Below are 16,844 nucleotides of genomic sequence, written 5' to 3'. Positions count from 1 at the left end.
GAAAGGAAATGAATTTCTTATGTCAAGTAAGTTGAGAGCGGGTATTGTCGGCGGTACAGGCATGGTGGGTCAGCGTTTTATTGCACTTCTTGAGAATCATCCTTGGTTTCAAGTGACGGCTATCGCCGCCAGCGCCAAATCGGCTGGGAAAACCTATGAAGAGTCGGTAAATAACAGATGGAAGCTGTCCACACCGATGCCGGAGGCTGTCAAGAGCATCATGGTTCAGGATGCCTCGAGGGTAGAGGAAGTGGCTGCAGATGTGGATCTGATCTTCTGCGCCGTAGATATGAAGAAGGAAGAGATCAAGACGCTGGAAGAGGCGTATGCACGCACCGGAACGCCGGTTATTTCGAACAACTCCGCACACCGCTGGACACCGGATGTTCCGATGGTGATTCCTGAGATCAACCCGGAGCATCTCAAGGTTATTGCCCAGCAGCGGAAACGTCTGGGAACCGAAACCGGCTTTATCGCAGTGAAGCCTAACTGTTCCATTCAGAGCTACATGCCTACACTGCATGCGCTGCATGATTTCAAGCCTTCGAAGGTTGTCGTTACAACCTACCAGGCGATTTCCGGGGCCGGCAAGACCTTTGCCGATTGGCCGGAGATGATTGATAATGTAATTCCGTTCATTGGCGGCGAGGAAGAGAAGAGTGAGCAGGAGCCGCTGCGGATCTGGGGAAACGTGACCGACAATGGTATTGTCAAAAGCGAACAGCCAGTCATCACCACCCAATGCATCCGTGTGCCTGTCGCTGACGGACATATGGCTGCGGTGTTTGCATCCTTTGAGCAGAAGCCATCCAAGGAAGAGATTCTTGAACGCTGGAACAGCTACAAGGGCCGTCCTCAGGAGTTGGGGCTGCCAAGCGCACCTAAGCAGTTCATCACTTATTTCGAAGAGGATAACCGTCCGCAGACGAGGCTTGACCGTGACATCGAGAACGGGATGGGAATTTCGGCCGGCAGACTCCGTGAGGATTCATTGTACGACTACAAATTCGTCAGCCTGTCTCATAATACGGTACGGGGCGCAGCGGGCGGTGCTGTTCTGATCGCGGAGCTGCTGAAAGCTGAAGGTTATATTCAGCCGAAGTAATCCCTGGACCTTAAATAGTATTTGCATACAAACAGCCTGCCAGAGCTACTCTGATAGGCTGTTTGTGCGTTCACCTGACATCAGTCCTGAGAAATGGTAAGATATAACAAGGAAATTTCAGGTGTCTTTTATTTAGAGAACAGGAAAGCGGGCGTATGCATGCGAATTAACAAATACATAAGTGAAACAGGGCTATACCCGCGCAGAGAAACCGACAGGATGATTTCCGCCGGACGGATTACGATCAACGGCAGGGTATGTGAAAAAGGAGACAATGTGGAGCCGGAGGACATTGTTGCTGTAGACGGTGCTCCCATTACTATTGTCGAAAGAGAGCCTGTATATCTGGCGCTTAACAAGCCTATAGGCATTACTTGTACTTCGGCGCGTCAGGTGGAGGGGAATATTATTGATTTTGTCGGATATCCTTCCCGGATCTTCGCCATTGGCAGGCTGGACAAACAGTCCGAGGGTCTGATCCTTTTGACGAATGACGGAAGTATTGTGAACCAAATGATGCGCTCGGAGAACGGGCATGAAAAGGAATACGTCGTTACCGTCGATAAACCCGTGACTGAAGAATTCCTGGAGAACATGGCCGGAGGCGTAGAAATCCTGGGGACCCGGACCAAACCATGCACGACCTATAAGATAAGCGAAGCCCAATTCGGAATTATTCTTACCCAGGGACTTAATCTGCAAATCCGCCGCATGAGCAAGGAGCTGGGCTATCGTGTACTCCGTCTGGAGCGAATACGTATTATGAATATTACTTTGAACGGACTGGAAAGAGGGCAGTGGAGGCACCTGGGGAACGATGAGCTGTCAGAGCTTCTTGACCGTCTAAACGACTGAATCATTGTGGAGGAGACCCGAATGAAAAAATATGTGAGCTTTTTTATTACTTTATTGATAGTTACGGGGTGCTCGTCATCAGGTGCTAAACAGGCAGCAGACCCAACGGAAACTCCCGCGGCAACGGCAACAGCTACAGCTTCGCCAACCATTTCAGCGGCTGCATCCGCTCAGCCATCTCTGACAGCATCACCCTCACCTGCTGTGTCAATTGAGAAGAAATATTCCGGTTTTGTCCATAAGGAATCCGCTTCGCTGGACGGGCAGACCTATGAGGTTTATTACTGGAACAGCGGCGATTTTGACTATACGCAATTTTTGATAACGAATAAGCAGGAGGTTCTTTTTGACAGCCAGCAGGCCGGTTTGACCATTGAAGGCGGCTATATCTCGAATAAAGCGAAGAACATTTGGACAGAGTCACTTATGCAGAACAACCGGCCTACATTTATGTTCAGTCTGGCGGATAACCGTCCAGAGTCGGCCTATATCGTTCTGGAAAAAGTAGACGGAGCTATGAAGGTTACCGTGCATGACAATGTTCTGCTGAAATATGAGGATGTGGATCAGGACGGCAGCCCGGAGCTGCTGGCAAGCCCTTATTCCGGTCAGATGCCGCTGGGACCCACGTTATTTGCCGCGTATGAGCTCAAGGGTAATCAATATGTTCCTAACGCGGCAAAAACTCGTCAATATTGGGAGAAGCAATTGCTGCAAGGGGATAAGAATTACAAGGCAGATCCAACCGAAGGCACCCTGGAAGTGCTCCTAGATGCCTATCTTGTGCTGGACCGCTTGGATGAAGCCAAGGCTCTTTTTCCTGAGTTCTATAAGCTGGCGGGACAGACCTCCGGAGACGGAGGGTTTGTGGACACTTACTTGAATACGATCAAAACAGGCTCCTATGATCACATCAACGGCTGGATGAAAAAGCTGAAACCGCTGCGTACCACAGAGTCCAAGTAACCCGGTTCTGCTAAGTCAACACCTTTGGCTCAAACTGCTTGTCATACAGGTCCTTGTACACGCCATTTTTCTCCAGCAGTGACTGATGTGTGCCTTCCTCGATGATTGAGCCGGCCTGGACGACCAGAATTTGATCAGCCGCCATGATTGTGGAGAGCCTGTGGGCGATGACGATACTGGTTTTGCCCTGCAGCAGGGAGAACATCGCTTGTTGAATATAGAACTCAGATGCTGTGTCAAGTGATGATGTTGCTTCGTCCATAATGATGACCGGAGGGTTCTTGAGCAGCACTCTGGCAATGGATATCCGCTGCTTCTCGCCGCCGGACAGCTTGATTCCCCGGTTGCCCACTACGGTGCTGTAACCATCCGGCAGACCCATAATAAAGTCATGGATGTAGGCGGCCTGGCAGGCGGCAATGATCTCCGGTTCACTGGCGCCGCTGTTTGCATATACAAGATTTTCGCGAATGGTTCCGTTAAAAAGGTAGGTATCCTGCGTCACGAGGCCAATCTGCGAACGCAGCGACTCTAGTGTAAATTCACGAATGCTTCTGCCGCCAATGGTGATGGCTCCCGATTGGATTTCATAGAGGCGCGGAATGAGGTTCGTGATCGTAGTTTTGCCTCCCCCGCTGGGCCCGACCAGTGCAGTCAGTGTTCCGGCGGCAGCGGTGAAGGAGATTCCGCGTATGGCCGGTTTATCCGGCTGGTAGGCAAAATAGACATCCTGAAATTCGATGCTTTTACCTGCTGCGCTGATCGGCATTGCTTGGGGCTCATCCACAATCAGCGGCTCCATGTCAAAATAGTCAAAAATCCGTTCAAAAAGTGCTGTTGAGCGCTTGATATCTACATACAGATTCGTGAGCTGCATCACAGGCCCGTAGAGTCTGCCCAGCAGTGCGACAAAGGCGACAATGGCTCCTATGGACAGCTCGCCTTGAATAAAAAGATAACCGCCATACAGATAAATCAGCATCGGACCAATACTGGTAAAGGTGGACAGCACCATCAGGAACCAGCGGCCGGCCATGGATTCCCGGATTTGCAGGCGTGTCGCTTCAGCGTTGATGGTGGTGAAGTTTGCATACTCCGCTGCTTCCTTGGTGAACAGCTTCATTAGCAGATATCCGCTGATGCTGAGCGTTTCCTGGATCACCTGATTCTGCTCGGAAATTTTTTCCTGGGTCTGTTTGGCCAGCTTCCAGCGCACGTTGCCCATTTTTCGGGTGGGCACTACAAACAGAGGGACGACAAGCACACCGAGGATCGCCAGCTTCCAGTTCATGAGGAACAATGTCCCGGTAGTGGCGACGAGGATCAGCAGATTGCTGGCAAAATTGACAACCGTGCTGCTGAACACGCCTTGAACGCCTGAAATATCGCTCGTCATGCGCGTGATCACTTCGCCTTGCTGGACTCCCGAGTAGAACTGCAGGGGCATCCTCTGCAAATGGCGGTACATCTGGTTTTTCATATCATGGACAATATTTTGCGAGATAAAAGAATTCAAATAATTCTGCAGCACACCCAGCAGACCGGTTGCGACAGTCGTACCCAGCGAAGCGACAACGAGCACAATGAGCAGCTCAAGGTTTTTATCAGGCAGTGCCACGTCGATAATTTTCTGGATCAGCAGGGGCGGCAGCAGACCCAGTACAGCGGATACAATTAGTTCAGCCATTACCAGGAGCGTTTGCTTCCAGTACGGCAAGAAATATTTGGATATGCGCAGCAGCAGCGCTTTGGACAGATTGGGCTTCACTTCATCATCAGCGAATTTCAATTTGCCGTGGCCGCCGCTGCCCACCGATCCGAAACCTCTTGACATTGTAAATCACCAGCTTCTGAATATTAGTTACTTCCTTCTGGATAATACGCCAATATCAGGCTGATGTAAATTAACTAATTGAATGGGAAGGGGGGTACAGCATGAAAATTGAGCCACAGCAATTCACCCGAAACGGATTAAGCTACACCATAAGATCCGCAGTGCCTGCAGATGCACAGGAGCTCTCTGAGGTCCGGTTGCAGATTGATGGAGAGACAGAGAACCTGGACCGTGTACGCGGTGAGGGTTATATTGATGCAGAAGGTTTTGAACAGCTCATTCAAAGGGATACCGCAAATGACAGGAACCTTTTTCTGGTGGCGGTTGTGAATGACAGAATCGCTGGATTCTCCAGATGTGAAGGCAATAGTTTACAACGGCTAGCGCATAAAGTGGAGTTTGGAATAGGAGTGCTGCAGGAATATTGGGGCTACGGCATCGGGAATAATCTTTTGCAAACCTCGATTGCCTGGGCCGATTCCAGCGGCATCCGCAAAATGTCCTTGTATGTGCTGGAGATCAACAGCAGCGCCATTAACCTCTACCGCAAGCTGGGATTCGAAGTTGAAGGCGTGCTGCTAAAAGACAAGCTTCTGTCTGACGGCAGCTACTACAACACGGTTGTGATGGGAAGATGGAGCGAATAACACCTCATTTAAAAGGAACAAAAAGCACAGCGCCGCATTTCAGGCTGCTGTGCTTTTTGTTCAATCCGGGCCAAGCGGTGGACCCGCAGGCTGATGCTAAATCTGCTAAGGCTGTATCGCCCGCAGGAATTCCCGCGCTGCTCCGCTGATGTCCTCCGCACCGGCAATTGCTGAGATCACGGAAACACCATCTGCGCCAGCCTTGATCACCGGGGGGGTATTCGCTGCCGTTATCCCGCCGATGCCAACGAGGGGAATAGTGAGCCCGCTCTGCCGAAGCTCCTCAATTACAGCAGTTCCCTGAACGGCTTCGGCGTCATCCTTGGAGCTGGTCGGATAGACGGGGCCGACTCCCAGGTAGTCCGCTCCGTCAGCGATTGCCTGCCGCGCTTCGTCCAGGGTATGGGCGGAGACGCCGACGATTTTGTGCGCTCCGAGACGCTGGCGGATGGAACGGGCCGGCGCATCGCTCTGGCCGACATGAACGCCATCCGCATCAAGGGCAACCGCCAGCTCGATATCATCGTTCACGATAAAAGGGACACTATGCTCCCGGCAGCTCCGCTGAAGCTGCTTCGCCAGCTCGAAGTATGCCTGTCCGGTCAGCGCGCCTTGGCCCTTTTCACGAAACTGGAACATGGTTACACCGCCTTCAATGGCCGCCGCAAGAGTATCGAGTGGTGATCTCCGGCAATTCACACTGCCCATAATGAAATACAGCTTCAGCATTCCCCGCATGTGTTCACTGCTGATCCGGTTCATTGCCGCACCCCCCCGAAGTCTGTTCTGATAAGCAAAATGATTCGTTGGCCCATGTCCCGCTCCAAGGTTCAAGCTGTCTTCAATCGCCGCCTGGATAAAAGCTTTGGCGATGCGGGTTGCTTCTGCGATCCCCTGACCCTTGGCCAATCCGGCGGCAACCGCTGCCGAATAGGTGCAGCCCGTTCCATGCGTATGCCGGGTATGAATGCGCGGGCTCTCCATATAGGCGAATTCCTGCCCGTCATAGAGCAGGTCCGTCACTAGGGCTGTTTCTTCATCATGGCCGCCCTTGAGCACCACGTACTGCGGTCCCATTGCATGAATAAGCTTGGCGGCTGCTTCGCGGTCGGTCATAGAGGCGATTGTCATCCCGGTGAGGACTTCCGCTTCAGGAATGTTCGGCGTGACGACTAAGGCTAGCGGCAGCAGCGTGGTAATCAGCGCTTGTACGGCCTCCTGCTGGAGCAGGGGGGAACCGCCCTTGGCAATCATCACCGGATCGACGATAAGCTTGGTCCAGTCGTATTGCCGGACCTTGTCGGCCACCACGCGAATTAACCCGCTGCTAAACAGCATGCCTGTTTTGACCGCATCCGGCACCAGATCACTTCCTACCGAATCGAGCTGGGCAGCAACAGCTTCCGCTTCGAGCGGATATACGCCCTGGACGCCCAGCGTGTTCTGTGCCGTCACCGCCGTAAGCGCGGACATGCCGTATACCCCAAGCTCCTGAAAGGTTTTGAGGTCGGCTTGAATGCCGGCACCACCGCCGCTGTCGGAACCGGCGACAGTTAATGCCTTGAATACTTTTGACATCATAAATTCTCCTTTGATAGCCTGCCGTTATTGTCCAAGCCGCTGTACACGGGAGTGTTCGGTGTATATTTCCGGAGTAACGAGAGCCAGTTGATTTAAGAATTCGGGCTGGAAGCTGCCCGGACCCTGGCCGTTCGTCCGCTCGGCGGCAATCTCGGCAGCAACGCCATAGAAGGAGAGGGCTTCCGCCGCCGCTTCCAGCCAGGCTCCGCCGCTGGCCGCCAGAAAAGCGCCCACAACCGCACTGAGCAGACAGCCTGTACCGGTAACCTTGGTCAGAATGGGATGCCCGTTGCTGACCACATAGGTACTGCTGCCATCTGTGATGACATCCTCCTTGCCGGTGATGATCACGACACAATTCAGCTTCTGTGCAGCTTTTACCGCGAGTGCGACCACATCGCCGTCTCCAGCTCCGGCATCCACGCCTTTAATGCTCCAGCTCTCTCCGACTACATGGGCCACCTCGGCAACGTTGCCGCGCAGCGCGGTAATCTGCATGCCGTTCACGAGCTTATGCGTAACCTCTGTACGGTACGCGGTGGCTCCGGCACCCACCGGATCAAGTACCACTGGCACCTGATGGCGGTTAGCGGCTTGTCCGGCCAGGAGCATGGAGCTGATGGCATAGTCGTTCAGGGTGCCGATGTTGAGCACGACAGCCCCCGACATAGCCGCTATGTCTGCTACTTCTTCATGCGCATCGGCCATAAAGGGCGAAGCGCCCAAGGCCAATAGCCCGTTCGCGCTGAAGTTCGCCACCACGATATTCGTAATGTTATGCACCAGCGGATTGCTTTCCCGTACTCTGGATAAAAATGACATTATTTATCACTCCTAAAAGTTTTTTAACGCTATACCCTACAAATTAATAAAAGCCTCCTGGCTATTGACCTCTCCGGTCAGCAGCCCGTTGTTACTTAGCCACTTCTGCACCTTGTCCCAGGATTCAGGGTCCTGATAGCCAAACGGCTGATCGCCCGCATCCATCAGCGGCAGCAGAATTTGCAGACTTTTAGTTTCAATGTCCTTGTCGAGCGGAGCTGTGGCATCCTCATGCGCGATCAGGAGGTCCAGCGCCTGCTGCGGCTGCTCCTCCACAAACTTCTGTCCCTTTCGTACCGCATTAATGAACTTCTGGATCTCGGCCTTTGAGTTCTGGAGACCCTGCTCGCTGGCGACAAGAACCAGCTCATAATAGTCGGGTACGCCGTAATCCGTCGGATCAAGTGAGGTTACGGGATGGCCTTCCTTCTCCAGAATGAGCTGCTCATGGTTAATGAAGCCGCCGATAATCCCGTCCACCCGTCCGGTGGAAATAGCGGGAATCAGGTCAAAGCCCACGTCAATCAGATTGACGGCACCAGGATCGCCTCCATCGGTCTTGACCATAGTTTTCAGCATCGCTTCATAGAGCGGGACGGAGGAATAACCGGCTGCTTTGCCCGCCAGATCTTTGGGGCTCTTGATGCCGCTGTCAGCCGGAACCATCAGGTGATTCAGCGGATGCCTCACGATGGCTGCAACTGATTTGACCGGAATCTGCTCGCCACGGGCCATCAGCACCTGCGGCTGGTAGCTTAGGGCCAGATCAACTTTTCCTGCGGCCACCAGCTTCAGGGCGTCATTGCTGTCAGCAGGCATCTGGATATCCACGTCCAGACCTTCTTCGGCGAAATAGCCATTCTGCTGTGCGGCATACAGGAAGGAGTGGACTGCATTCGGATACCAGTCGAGCATTATGGTGAGCTTGTGGCGCGGAGCGTCTTCTTTAGCCGGAGCAGAACCGGAAGGGGCAGCATTATTGCTGGCTCCACAGCCGCTGGCAACCAGTCCAAGACACAGCAGCAATATGAGGGGAGCTAGGGACAGCTTCCTTTTCCTTACAGAATTTACGTAGCGGATAATTTTCACCGATAAATACCTCTTTTCTTCAAAATGATCCTTTCAAGCAAGGTTATGCTTAGAAACAAGGCGACACCGATCGCAGACAGCAGGACAACGGCGGCGAACATTTCTGCGCTCTGCAGATTTCCGGCCATCCGGCGGCTGAAATAACCGAGTCCCTTGCTGCCGCCCAGCCATTCGCCGATGGTTGCCCCAATCACACAGTAGACAATGGAGAGCTTGAGTCCAGAGAAAAAAGGAGGCAGCGCCGGCGGAATCTGCGTCTTCCGCAGGATCTGCCAGCGGTTCGCGCCAAGGGTCAGCAGCAGTTCCTGGTATATCGCCCCACTTTTATGCAGACCATCATAGGTCCCTATCACCACCGGGAAAAAGGCGGTCAGGAACACCACCGCAACCTTGCTCCATAGCGTATAGCCGAACCACATAATAAAAATTGGCGACAGTGCAATCAGCGGTATCGTCTGGCTGATAACGAGCAGAGGGTATAGCGCCTTCTCCAGCGGAGTGAACATGTGCATCCCGGTCCCGAGCAGCAAGCCGCAGCACACCGACAGGGCAAACCCGAGCAGTACCTCCTCTAGTGTCGCGGGCAAATGCACTCCGAACAGCAGCCCTCTTTGCCGGACAAGCGCCATGAAGATTGCGGAAGGAGCAGGGAGGATGAACGAGGGGATCAGCCCCAGACGCGATACGATCTCCCAGGCGATAAAAGTAAGCACTGCCAGCATAGCAAAAGGCCCGTAATTCCTAAGTGCTTTTCTACAAAATGCGGCTCTCATATAGCCTCCGCTCCAAATCCTCCCGCAGGGCGACAAACTGCGGTTCATAGTTCATTTTGTAATGTCTCGGGCGCGGCAAATCTACAGCCAGCTCCTGCAAGCCGCCGTTTGCGCCGCCGGACATCAGATAGATCCGGTCGCTGAGCAGCAAGGCCTCCTCCAGATCATGGGTGATGAACAGCACCGTCTTCTCAAGGCTGCTCCACAGCGAGAGCAGCCAGCGGTGCAGCTCGCGTTTCGTAATCGCATCCAGCGCCCCAAACGGCTCATCCAGCAGCATCAGCTCATTCCCGGCGGCAAGAGTGCGCAGCAGGGCAACCCTTTGGCGCATCCCGCCTGACAGTTCTGCGGGATAGGCTGTCTCCGTTCCTGCCAAGCCGAAGCGGACCAGCATTTCACGGATCTGCGCAGCGGCCTCAGCCTTGCTGCCAATCTGCTTCAGCTCCCAAGGCAGCAGGCAGTTGTCCAGCACAGTCCGCCAGGGCAGCAGCAGGTCCTGCTGCGGCATATAGGCAACCTGCCCTAAGCGCGAGGAAGGATCCCCAGAGGGGTGACCGTGAATGCTGATCTCACCGCCGGAGTGGGGCAGAAGTCCGGCAATAATCTTGAAGAGCGTGCTTTTGCCGCAGCCGCTGGCCCCGACAATGGAGATGAATTCGCCCTGGCTGACGTTCATGGATAGCCCGGAGAATACCGGAGCCCCGGATGATGCATCAAAAGAATAGGACAGGTTAGTAATAGAGATCATATTCGTATGTAAGCAAGCCTCCTTCGTATGTAGCGATACTTAATGGACACAATAAAGACCCATCCGTCTCTGGAGGAGACAAATGGGTCTGAAAGGTTCAGCTAGACAGCATGAAGCGGTACCGCTGAGCAATTCTGTTCCACTTCCCTCCGCTGGTATGATCCAGATCAGGTTCCAAGGGTCCGAAGCTTAAGGCTTCGTCTCAGTCGGCAGACTCCCCTAGTGAAATAACAGGTCGATATTGAATTCACAATTGCTAATTAATATATCATATTCAGGCTTGATGTCAACGGACGAGCTGAGTGAGCGGGTAGTTTTTGGGGATGCTAATCCCGAAGATTTTTCAGATGAGAGGGGACATAGATCATGAAAAAAATAAGCCTGACCATCCTGCTGCTGCTTACGGTGTTACTGGCGGCGGCCTGCGGCAATAATAAGGGCAATAATGCGGCAGTGCAGTCTGCTACGCCAAGCGAAGGTGCGGCAACGGCTGCCCCGGCAGCGCAGAACAGCCTGGAAGCCATAAAGGCGAGTGGTAAGCTGCGCATTGGCACCGAAGGCACGTATGCTCCCTTTACTTTTCATGATACCTCCGGCAAGCTGACGGGATTTGACGTGGAAATCGCCGAGGAGGTAGCCAAACGGCTGGGGGTTCAGCCGGAGTTTTTTGAGACGCAGTGGGATGGCCTTTTTGCCGGTATGGATGCCAAGCGGTTTGATGTGATTTTTAATGAGGTGTCGATTACGGATGAACGCAAGGTGAAATATGCTTTTTCCGATCCATACATTGTCTCCAAGGCAGTGCTGATTGTCAGCGAGAAGAATAAAGACATCAAATCCTTTGCAGACCTGAAAGGCAAAAAAGCCGGCCAGTCACTAACCAGCAATCTATCCGCTATCGCCCGTGAGAACGGTGCTGAGATTGTCGCCATTGAGGGCTTCAACCAAGCCATTGACCTGCTGACCTCGGGCCGGATTGATGCAACCGTGAACGATGGCCTGTCCTATCTGGATCTGAAAAAGCAGAGACCGGATGTGAAAATTAAGGTTGTCGATGAAATCGCTGAAGGCTCACATAGTGCGGCTACGTTCCTGAAAGGCAATGATGAGCTGGTGAAGGCGGTAAACGAAGCGCTGTCAGCTATGAAAAGCGATGGAACGTACCTGAAAATTTCCGAGAAATATTTCGGTGCTGATGTATCCAAATAAATTACCGGTGTGTTCGGGAGTGCTGGTCCCTGAATTTCCGGGAAGGAGGTCTGATCAATGGATGATCGCAAAATACAAATTTTCCTGGATTCCTTGCTGCCCCTGCTGAAAGCCGGGGTGGCTTTTACCATTCCGCTGGCTGTGGTCTCCTTCATTCTGGGGTTGCTGCTTGCCGTGTGTACCGCACTCATCCGGCTTTCGCCGTGGACGTTGCCGAAGCTGATTGCGCGATTCTATGTTTGGATCATCCGCGGAACACCGCTGCTGGTTCAGTTGTTCATCATTTTCTATGGCTTGCCGGCTGTGGGTATCATCCTCGATCCGTTTACTGCCGCTACGATTGGCTTCACGCTCAGTGTAGGCGCTTATTCCTCCGAGATTGTGCGGGCTGCGGTGCTGTCCATTCCTGAAGGTCAGTGGGAAGCGGCATTTTCTGTTGGAATGACCCGCAGACAGGCGCTTCGGCGGATCATTCTGCCGCAGGCAGCGCGTGTTTCGGTTCCGCCTTTATCCAATTCCTTTATCAGTCTGGTCAAGGATACCTCGCTTGCTGCTACGATTACTTATGTGGAAATTTTCAAAACCGCACAGCAAATAACGGCGACCACTTATGAACCGATGCTCCTATACACCGAGGCTGCGTTGTTCTATCTGCTGTTCTGTTCCGTGCTGTCAGTGCTGCAAAGCTACCTGGAGAAACGGCTTGACCGCTACTCGGCAAGATAAGGAGGAATATCCCGTGATAGAAATCCGTGATGTGCATAAATTTTTCGGTTCGTTGCATGTATTGAAGGGTGTGAATCTCACCGTGGAGCACGGTAAGGTGCAGGTGATCATCGGGCCTTCAGGCTCCGGCAAAACAACACTGCTGCGCTGCTTCAACCTGCTGGAGAGGCCTGACCGGGGAAGCCTGAAGCTGGATGACTTGCAGCTTGAATTTGCACCTACTAGTAAAATCCAGCTGCGTTCGGTACTGGCGCTTCGTCAAAGGACAGGTATGGTCTTTCAATCGTACAACCTGTTCCCGCATATGACCGCACTTGGCAATGTGATGGAGGGCCAGGTTACGGTTCAGAAGCGCTCCAAGGCGGATGCGCGTAAGCGGGGAATAGAGCTCCTGACCAAGGTTGGCCTGGCAGACAAGGGGGATGCCTATCCGCATCAATTGTCGGGTGGCCAGCAGCAGCGGGTGGCCATTGCCCGGGCGATGGCGGTGGAGCCGGAGGTGCTGCTCTTTGATGAGCCAACCTCAGCGCTTGATCCCGAACTAGTGGGCGAAGTGCTGAAGGTGATCAGGCAGCTTGCCGCCGAGGGTATGACGATGGTTATCGTCACGCATGAAATGAAATTTGCCGCAGATGTGGCGGACCAGATCATTATGATGGATAATGGCGTTATTTTGGAGCAGGGCACGCCGCAGCAGGTGCTGAAGCATCCAAGGAATCTGCGGGCCTTGCAGTTTTTGAACCGGTTAAGCGGTGAGGAATAATAAAAACGGCAGTTCAGGCGGGGAATCCCGACCCGGACTGCCGTTTTGTTGTTGGAGCTTTTGCCTCGATATTAGCTTTGCGGCGCTGCGCTGGTTTTCAGGTATTCCAAAGCGTTGTACACCATAACAGCCGCTTCAGCGCGTGTGATTTCGCTTTTTGGATTAAATTTGCCGTTTGCATCCAGAGTGTTGATATTGTATTTCAGCGAGCGCTGAACGCTTCCCTGATAGGAAGGCTCAAGGGCATCCGCATCCTTGATTTCTACAGGAACAAGCTTGATCATCGGCAGATTGCCAACCTTCTCGATCCCTTGAATCAGCAGATTAGTGAACAATTCCTTGGTGATCGGCTTCGAAGGATCAATATCGGGAGCAATTTCGATGCCATTGTAGTGGGCGTTGATGAAGGCATCCGCGTACCAGGCGTTGTCCTTTACTTTTGTGAAAATTCCGCTGGCTACAGGCGCTTTGGTGAAATCTATTGCCGCAAGGCTAAGCTGAAGGCCGCCGGAGATAAACTGTATGCCTTGAGCTGTTGTTACCTTGGCTCCGGGCAGGAACTGGGTATCGGAAATCCCTTTGATCAGGCCTTGCTCCTTCAGGGAGCTGATTTTGTCCTTGCCGGCTACGGTGTCAATGTCTTTGAAGCTGCTGTCAGCGGCAAAGATTTGCCCTGCTAGTGAGAACGAGAGAAGCGAAACGGTTGTAATTGCTGCAAAAAAGCTTTTTTTGATCATCATCTGAATTCCACCTCTATCAGTAGGGTTAAGGCCGCTTGGCCTGTTCAATTCCCTTGACGGAGCAGAATATGGAAAGGTTGCAGACTCCTTCATATTTGTTCCACACGAATGTCTACATTGTTTCTTGAAACAGCAGGTTCCGGTAGAAATATTCACTGAACCTGGTATGGAACAGCAGCGCTACTCCATGCTCTTCTATGGTCACTGATTTCAGTGAATCGGCCTTGACCAGCCCGCGGACCATAACGTCTACAGCTTTATTGTCCTTCCGGCGGATTGCGGCTGCGAAGCTTTTGGCGAAGGAGGGGCTTACAGCCAGCTTGCGGTACAGCGGGATCACGGCCAGGGCTATACTGCGGTGCGCCTTTGTATCAAACGTAAACTGCACCGAGCCCGGCAGGATTGTCGTTCCGTTCGTATAGTAATCAACCGGCGGCGGAAAAGGAAAGGAGATGAAGTAGCCGATGCCGTTTGTTCCGAAATGCTCCACCTTAGCAAGTGCCGGAATGCGGGCGAGCAGCCTGCCCATCCTACTAAGATCAGAGGTAACGACAGCGGTTGTCCATTGCGAAGCGAAGCTGCGATTGCCGGCGATTTTCCGGTAAAAAGGCAGCATCCTCCAGGCGACCTGGCGCAGAACACGTCCAGTTACAAGAAGCTGGGGTTTCTTGAGGTTTACTTTTACCATCCGAACCATCCTCACTTTGTTAAATCATCTGTCTATTTAAAGTATGGAGCGGGGGCTTTGAACGGTTTGGGCGGATGCTTAATCTACAGGAATGCCAGGTGAATTTCTTTCAGATGGCGGCAAAACCGTTTCTTTTTGATGGCTGGTACTGAATTCCCCGGAGGAATGTTATAATGTGGTCAGTGCACTTTTCTTTGGCGGGTATTTTTGTTATGCTTATATCGTAACGATTACTAATTAAATTCCAAGTCTGTGCTTCCTGAAAGGTGGGAGATTAAAGATGGACCCAATTGCTAAGATCAGCCAGCAGTTCGCTGCGCAAAATTATAAATTGACCCCTCAGCGTGAGGCCATAGTCCAGGTCCTGCTTGATAATGAGCAAGACCATCTAAGTGTGGAAGAGGTATACATGCTGGTGAAAAGCAGCTATCCGCATCTTGGACTTGCGACGGTATACCGTACGCTGGAGCTGCTCTGTGAGCTTCATATTGTAGAAAAGATGAATTTCGGCGATGGCGTTGCCCGCTACGATCTGCGCGGTGATGACCATGCCCATATGCACCACCACCTGATCTGTAATGTCTGCGGCAGGCTGGAGGAAATCAAGGATGACTGGCTCCTTGAGCTTGAACGGCGGCTGGAGCGTGAGTACGGTTTTATCGTTACGGATCACCGGCTGGATTTCAAGGGTACTTACAATACATGCAAACGTAACGGCTGCAAAGGCGAAAAGGAATGCCAGGCAGTATCATGAGCAGGTCCCAATGCCCAAAAAAGTAGACCATGATGAACGGCGCAACAGGCTGGCGGAAGCCGCGTGGCGCATTATCCGCCGCGAAGGGCTGGAAGCCGCTTCTGTCCGGAATGTTGCAAGAGAAGCCGGAATGTCGCTTGGTTCGCTGCGGCACTACTTCGCAAGCCAGTCCGATCTGCTCGCATTCTCGATGAGGCTGGTGTCGGAGCGGGGTTACAGCCGTATTGTAGGTTATCAGACCACAGGCAATCCCCGGAAGGATGTTGAGTGCCTGATTGGCGAGCTGATGCCGCTGGATGAGGAGCGCAGGGCCGAGGCGGAGGTTTGGCTGGCTTTTGTAGGCAGAGCGGTTACCGACCCGGAGATTCAGGCGCTGAAGCAGGAAGTGCATGATGGGCTGCATAAAGGCTTCCGTCAGATGATAGAGTATTTGAACACTGAACAGATGCTGAGGAAGGGCCTGGACCTGGAGCTGGAGATTAAGGTGCTCCACGGTCTGGTGGATGGTCTTGTACTGCATCATGTGATCCACCCCGAGCAGGTTACGCCCGAAGATATCGTGAGGCTGGTCTCCTATCATTTGGACCGCCTGTTGGAATAGCTGAGTTGAACTAAAGAAAACATAAAAAGGGCAGTTCAACTTATATTGCTGCAATCTTAACAACAAAACGGCATTTCAAGAGCCTGCGGCCAGCGCTCTGAAATGCCGTTTTCTATTCATTACATATTGATCGCTTATGGTCTTGACGGCACAAAGGATTTAATCCATGTTCCGAAGCTGCCCGGATTGCGGGATTGCACCAGCACAACACCTTCGCCACGGAAGCGGCAGACCAGAGCTTCACCGCTCGTTAAGCTGTTCAGCCAGCCGGAGGCGGCTTTTTCCACCTTGTAATTCATATAATCCGGCCAGGCCACCAGATGCCCATTGTCGATGATCATTTCCTCGCCCGGCTCCAGGTTAATGGCATGGATGGCTCCGAACGAAGAGAGGAACACGGTCCCGCTGCCGCTGATCTCAATGATGAAGAAACCTTCGCCCGAGAACAGGCCGCGCGTCAGATTCTGCATTTTCGTATTGACTTGAATGCCGTGAGTACCGGCGAGGAAGCCGTCCTTTTGCACATACAGCTTGTACGACCCGTCCAGCTCAATCGCCTGAATGTCACCGATCGAACCGGGGGAGAGCAGCACCTCGCTTTGACCTCTTGTCGCCGTCAGCTCCTGGAAGAAAAATTTCTCCCCGCTGAGCATTCTGCCCAGACCCCGCATCAGTCCGCCGTCCACAGTGCCTCTAAGCTCAACGTTCGGCGACATGGCGACCATTGCCCCCATCTCCGCTTTGACACTCTCTCCCGGATTCAAATGCACCTTGAGCATTGCAAAAGCGCCTTCATATAAAATATCGTATTTCATTGATTCTCCTCCGCATCTGTTGAATTACAGCCTTTCCCAGTCCTTGTACACATCAAGGATACTGTAACCGGACCCGCAACTGCAAGCCGAAGGGAGCGCGGCAAATAATTATAATCAACTATACCGGG

18 protein-coding genes, 1 pseudogene and 1 riboswitch are annotated in these 16,844 nt (G+C 52.7%); of the genes and pseudogenes, 9 read left to right on the top strand and 10 right to left on the bottom strand.

Annotated features, from left to right (window positions below):
• Positions 1–19 precede the first annotated feature (19 nt).
• From asd to ACX1DY_RS18820, 3 genes are all read left to right on the top strand, one after another.
• Positions 20–1,105, top strand: coding sequence for an aspartate-semialdehyde dehydrogenase (asd, locus tag ACX1DY_RS18830; RefSeq protein ID WP_458965740.1), 1,086 nt, complete (start codon positions 20–22; stop codon positions 1,103–1,105).
• 159 nt (positions 1,106–1,264) lie between these two features.
• Entirely contained in the window at positions 1,265–1,960 is a 696-nt protein-coding gene (locus tag ACX1DY_RS18825) for a pseudouridine synthase (protein WP_458965739.1), read from the top strand.
• 21 nt (positions 1,961–1,981) lie between these two features.
• Positions 1,982–2,926, top strand: a complete 945-nt coding sequence (locus tag ACX1DY_RS18820; protein ID WP_458965738.1) for a hypothetical protein — start codon at positions 1,982–1,984, stop codon at positions 2,924–2,926.
• Positions 2,927–2,936: 10 nt separating this feature from the next.
• Here ACX1DY_RS18820 and ACX1DY_RS18815 read toward each other — a convergent pair whose 3' ends face one another.
• Positions 2,937–4,760, bottom strand: coding sequence for an ABC transporter ATP-binding protein (locus tag ACX1DY_RS18815; protein ID WP_458965737.1), 1,824 nt, complete (start codon positions 4,758–4,760; stop codon positions 2,937–2,939).
• A 101-nt stretch (positions 4,761–4,861) separates the two neighbouring features.
• Between ACX1DY_RS18815 and ACX1DY_RS18810 the strand changes: the two genes are divergently transcribed.
• Positions 4,862–5,407, top strand: a complete 546-nt coding sequence (locus ACX1DY_RS18810) for a GNAT family N-acetyltransferase (RefSeq protein ID WP_458965736.1) — start codon at positions 4,862–4,864, stop codon at positions 5,405–5,407.
• A 105-nt stretch (positions 5,408–5,512) separates the two neighbouring features.
• On the opposite strand, the gene thiE is transcribed toward ACX1DY_RS18810, so the two are convergent.
• The 6 genes and pseudogenes from thiE to ACX1DY_RS18780 form a co-directional block, all read right to left on the bottom strand.
• Complete coding sequence (gene thiE, locus ACX1DY_RS18805) at positions 5,513–6,136, bottom strand: thiamine phosphate synthase (RefSeq protein ID WP_458965924.1); 624 nt, start codon at positions 6,134–6,136, stop codon at positions 5,513–5,515.
• Between the two features lie 57 nt (positions 6,137–6,193).
• Positions 6,194–6,985, bottom strand: a pseudogene (gene thiD / locus ACX1DY_RS18800) (bifunctional hydroxymethylpyrimidine kinase/phosphomethylpyrimidine kinase); the annotation flags it as partial.
• 27 nt (positions 6,986–7,012) lie between these two features.
• On the bottom strand, positions 7,013–7,810 hold the full coding sequence (gene thiM / locus ACX1DY_RS18795) for a hydroxyethylthiazole kinase (RefSeq protein WP_458965735.1): 798 nt from the start codon (positions 7,808–7,810) through the stop codon (positions 7,013–7,015).
• Positions 7,811–7,846: 36 nt separating this feature from the next.
• Positions 7,847–8,899 (bottom strand): ABC transporter substrate-binding protein, encoded by a 1,053-nt coding sequence (locus ACX1DY_RS18790; RefSeq protein ID WP_458965734.1) that lies wholly within the window; start codon positions 8,897–8,899, stop codon positions 7,847–7,849.
• Positions 8,896–9,621 (bottom strand): ABC transporter permease, encoded by a 726-nt coding sequence (locus ACX1DY_RS18785; RefSeq protein WP_458965733.1) that lies wholly within the window; start codon positions 9,619–9,621, stop codon positions 8,896–8,898. Before ACX1DY_RS18785 ends, ACX1DY_RS18790 begins: the two co-directional genes overlap by 4 nt.
• Positions 9,622–9,652: 31 nt before the next feature.
• Positions 9,653–10,420, bottom strand: coding sequence for an ABC transporter ATP-binding protein (locus tag ACX1DY_RS18780; RefSeq protein ID WP_458965732.1), 768 nt, complete (start codon positions 10,418–10,420; stop codon positions 9,653–9,655).
• 127 nt (positions 10,421–10,547) lie between these two features.
• Positions 10,548–10,651: riboswitch (TPP riboswitch) on the bottom strand.
• Positions 10,652–10,786: 135 nt separating this feature from the next.
• Here ACX1DY_RS18780 and ACX1DY_RS18775 point away from each other — a divergent pair.
• The 3 genes from ACX1DY_RS18775 to ACX1DY_RS18765 are packed head-to-tail and all read left to right on the top strand — an operon-like array spanning position 10,787 to position 13,118.
• A complete protein-coding gene (locus ACX1DY_RS18775; protein WP_458965731.1) occupies positions 10,787–11,629 on the top strand; it encodes an amino acid ABC transporter substrate-binding protein in 843 nt (280 codons plus the stop codon).
• Positions 11,630–11,686: 57 nt separating this feature from the next.
• Complete coding sequence (locus ACX1DY_RS18770; protein ID WP_458965730.1) at positions 11,687–12,355, top strand: amino acid ABC transporter permease; 669 nt, start codon at positions 11,687–11,689, stop codon at positions 12,353–12,355.
• A gap of 13 nt (positions 12,356–12,368) precedes the next feature.
• A complete protein-coding gene (locus tag ACX1DY_RS18765; protein ID WP_458965729.1) occupies positions 12,369–13,118 on the top strand; it encodes an amino acid ABC transporter ATP-binding protein in 750 nt (249 codons plus the stop codon).
• 71 nt (positions 13,119–13,189) lie between these two features.
• On the opposite strand, the gene ACX1DY_RS18760 is transcribed toward ACX1DY_RS18765, so the two are convergent.
• Both ACX1DY_RS18760 and ACX1DY_RS18755 read right to left on the bottom strand, forming a co-directional pair.
• On the bottom strand, positions 13,190–13,858 hold the full coding sequence (locus ACX1DY_RS18760; RefSeq protein WP_458965728.1) for an S-layer homology domain-containing protein: 669 nt from the start codon (positions 13,856–13,858) through the stop codon (positions 13,190–13,192).
• 112 nt (positions 13,859–13,970) lie between these two features.
• A complete protein-coding gene (locus ACX1DY_RS18755) occupies positions 13,971–14,546 on the bottom strand; it encodes a hypothetical protein (protein ID WP_458965727.1) in 576 nt (191 codons plus the stop codon).
• A 280-nt stretch (positions 14,547–14,826) separates the two neighbouring features.
• Between ACX1DY_RS18755 and fur the strand changes: the two genes are divergently transcribed.
• Both fur and ACX1DY_RS18745 read left to right on the top strand, forming a co-directional pair.
• Complete coding sequence (fur, locus tag ACX1DY_RS18750) at positions 14,827–15,300, top strand: ferric iron uptake transcriptional regulator (protein WP_458965726.1); 474 nt, start codon at positions 14,827–14,829, stop codon at positions 15,298–15,300.
• 10 nt (positions 15,301–15,310) lie between these two features.
• A complete protein-coding gene (locus tag ACX1DY_RS18745) occupies positions 15,311–15,901 on the top strand; it encodes a TetR/AcrR family transcriptional regulator (RefSeq protein ID WP_458965725.1) in 591 nt (196 codons plus the stop codon).
• Positions 15,902–16,035: 134 nt separating this feature from the next.
• On the opposite strand, the gene ACX1DY_RS18740 is transcribed toward ACX1DY_RS18745, so the two are convergent.
• A complete protein-coding gene (locus ACX1DY_RS18740; RefSeq protein ID WP_458965724.1) occupies positions 16,036–16,716 on the bottom strand; it encodes a TIGR00266 family protein in 681 nt (226 codons plus the stop codon).
• Positions 16,717–16,844: the final 128 nt, after the last annotated feature.

The organism is Paenibacillus sp. BAC0078, assembly GCF_054483875.1.
The sequence above is the reverse complement of the archived record's forward strand: the minus strand, read 5'-3'. Positions and strand labels throughout refer to the sequence as shown.

Coding starts and splice junctions, on each gene's coding strand:
- asd (WP_458965740.1), top strand. CDS start 20: ATGTCAAGTAAGTTGAGAGCGGGTATTGTCGGCGGTACAGGCATGGTG.
- ACX1DY_RS18825 (WP_458965739.1), top strand. CDS start 1,265: ATGCGAATTAACAAATACATAAGTGAAACAGGGCTATACCCGCGCAGA.
- ACX1DY_RS18820 (WP_458965738.1), top strand. CDS start 1,982: ATGAAAAAATATGTGAGCTTTTTTATTACTTTATTGATAGTTACGGGG.
- ACX1DY_RS18815 (WP_458965737.1), bottom strand. CDS start 4,760: ATGTCAAGAGGTTTCGGATCGGTGGGCAGCGGCGGCCACGGCAAATTG.
- ACX1DY_RS18810 (WP_458965736.1), top strand. CDS start 4,862: ATGAAAATTGAGCCACAGCAATTCACCCGAAACGGATTAAGCTACACC.
- thiE (WP_458965924.1), bottom strand. CDS start 6,136: ATGCTGAAGCTGTATTTCATTATGGGCAGTGTGAATTGCCGGAGATCA.
- thiM (WP_458965735.1), bottom strand. CDS start 7,810: ATGTCATTTTTATCCAGAGTACGGGAAAGCAATCCGCTGGTGCATAAC.
- ACX1DY_RS18785 (WP_458965733.1), bottom strand. CDS start 9,621: ATGCTGGCAGTGCTTACTTTTATCGCCTGGGAGATCGTATCGCGTCTG.
- ACX1DY_RS18780 (WP_458965732.1), bottom strand. CDS start 10,420: ATGATCTCTATTACTAACCTGTCCTATTCTTTTGATGCATCATCCGGG.
- ACX1DY_RS18775 (WP_458965731.1), top strand. CDS start 10,787: ATGAAAAAAATAAGCCTGACCATCCTGCTGCTGCTTACGGTGTTACTG.
- ACX1DY_RS18770 (WP_458965730.1), top strand. CDS start 11,687: ATGGATGATCGCAAAATACAAATTTTCCTGGATTCCTTGCTGCCCCTG.
- ACX1DY_RS18760 (WP_458965728.1), bottom strand. CDS start 13,858: ATGATGATCAAAAAAAGCTTTTTTGCAGCAATTACAACCGTTTCGCTT.
- ACX1DY_RS18755 (WP_458965727.1), bottom strand. CDS start 14,546: ATGGTAAAAGTAAACCTCAAGAAACCCCAGCTTCTTGTAACTGGACGT.
- fur (WP_458965726.1), top strand. CDS start 14,827: ATGGACCCAATTGCTAAGATCAGCCAGCAGTTCGCTGCGCAAAATTAT.
- ACX1DY_RS18745 (WP_458965725.1), top strand. CDS start 15,311: ATGCCCAAAAAAGTAGACCATGATGAACGGCGCAACAGGCTGGCGGAA.
- ACX1DY_RS18740 (WP_458965724.1), bottom strand. CDS start 16,716: ATGAAATACGATATTTTATATGAAGGCGCTTTTGCAATGCTCAAGGTG.